The sequence below is a fragment of the Anabaena sp. UHCC 0253 genome, from assembly GCF_009712085.1.
Classification (GTDB): domain Bacteria; phylum Cyanobacteriota; class Cyanobacteriia; order Cyanobacteriales; family Nostocaceae; genus Dolichospermum.
Genome location: NZ_VILD01000003.1, coordinates 238,847 through 239,955 on the forward strand (window position 1 = coordinate 238,847; position 1,109 = coordinate 239,955).

Here is a 1,109-nt window from a genome sequence, read left to right on the forward strand (position 1 = left end):
AGAAAGTTTAGTCATCATTCGGTCAAGACTATATCTTCTTTTGGCTTCTCCGAATTTACCTTCAATACAATTACGATCTCTTTCGTCTAATTGTGCCTGCTTTTTGGTTTCTTGGCTGACATTTGTTGGTGGTCTTCCTAGTGGTGGTCCACTAATTCTAATCCCTCTTTCTTTGCACCATTTTCTATTATCCTTGGTGCGATAAATTTGATCTACGTGTACTGATTCTGGATAGTATCCTGTTGCAGCTTTAAACGCTTCTACTTGTGATTTTAAGTCACCTGATTCATTAAAATTATCCCAACTAATCCGGTCTAAAAATACATATCCTTCGTAACAACTAGCTGATAACTTGGCTCCAAATTCCACTGATGAACCAGCTTTTCCCCTGACAATTGGACGGACATGAGGTTGTGTTAAACTCACAATTCTATCGTCAACACGAATCAGACTATTTTCATACATGAATAATTGTTGTCGGTATACTTCATTTACCACTAATAGTATTTTATGTTTTTGACTACTTAGCCACTCCAGCTTGGCTCCCAGTGCTATTAGTCTATCTATATGTCCTAAGTTTCTTTTCAGGTATTGTAGTTGTTTTTTTATGGCTTTTCTTTTTTGTTTTTTCGATGGTTTTCGTTTTTTAGCGACGTTTAGATATTCTTTTCTAGCTGTATTTCTGTCAGTTCTTGGTTTTTTATTTTCGTTTCTATCCAATTCTTCATACAGAATATCTATTATTTCTTCTGTCTGCTCCCTGGCTTGATTTAATAATCCTAAATCTGTTGGATATTTAATATCTGCTGGTACACAAGTTGCATCTAATTTTAATTTCCCTTTATTTTTATCTTCATCTATTTTTTCTTCTCCTGCTTCCACACTAATAACTTTTTTTCTGTTTCTTCCTCACTGATTTTATTTTCATGATTATTAACCATGCTTCTATTCATTCTGTTCACTAATTCTATATCTATTCTTTGTCTAAAATGAACTAACATTGATGCCTCAAATGGTGCTTTATTACTATAGCTATTCAATCCTATAAAGTATTGTAGATATGGATTTTCTCTTATTTGTTCTACTGTTTCTCTATCACTTAAACCCAA

The 1,109-nt window shown here is 33.4% G+C and carries 1 pseudogene; it reads right to left on the bottom strand.

Annotation, left to right across the window (positions count from 1 at the left end):
- Positions 1–1,109, bottom strand: a pseudogene (locus FJR38_RS09345) (IS5 family transposase); the annotation flags it as partial.